Here is a 675-nt window from a genome sequence, read left to right as displayed (position 1 = left end):
GAGGTCGCGGTGTTGGTCGTGGTGCCGAGGATCACGGCGCTGGTCGCATCGGCGTAGTTGACGATCAGCAGGTCGCTGCCGCCGCCGGCATTCCAGCGATCATTGCCATAGCCGCCGCGGAAGGTGTCGTTGCCCGCGCCGGTGGTGATGGCGTCGTGATAGGCGACCGTGGTGGAGGTGGTGATGTCGCGCGCGCCGCTGCCGGTCCAGGTGAAGTTGGCGCCTTCCACGGAGCGAACAAGGTCCTCGCCGAGATCCTGCCAATCGGTGGCATTGTTCAGGTCGAGCGAACGCGCCGCGTCGCCGCCTTCCACCGTGCTGCCGACCCAGCGGTCATTGCCCGCGCCACCATCGATCGTGTCGGCGCCGAGTCCGCTCGCGATGCTGTCGGCGCCGTTGCCGGTGGCGATGCTGTCATCGCCGTCACCGGTCCCGATGGTGTCGTTCGAGGCGCCGGTGGTGATGATGAAATGCTCGACGCCGGTGAAGTCGGTGGAGCGGTTGCCATCGATATGCAGGTTGCCGCGCCAGCCGCCATTGACGGTGTCGTTCAGCAGCGCACCCGAGGTCGCGGTGTTGGTCGTGGTGCCGAGGATCACGGCGCTGGTCGCATCGGCGTAGTTGACGATCAGCAGGTCGCTGCCGCCGCCGGCATTCCAGCGATCATTGCCATAG

Annotated in this window: 1 protein-coding gene; it reads right to left on the bottom strand. The window is 66.8% G+C overall.

Annotated features, from left to right (window positions below):
- On the bottom strand, positions 1–675 hold a 675-nt coding region (locus tag ACLD7X_RS17665), incomplete at both ends, for a calcium-binding protein (protein WP_411424998.1).

It is taken from the genome of Aphanothece microscopica RSMan92 (genome assembly GCF_046613545.2).
In the GTDB taxonomy this organism is placed as follows: domain Bacteria; phylum Cyanobacteriota; class Cyanobacteriia; order PCC-6307; family Cyanobiaceae; genus NIES-981.
The sequence above is the reverse complement of the archived record's forward strand: the minus strand, read 5'-3'. Positions and strand labels throughout refer to the sequence as shown.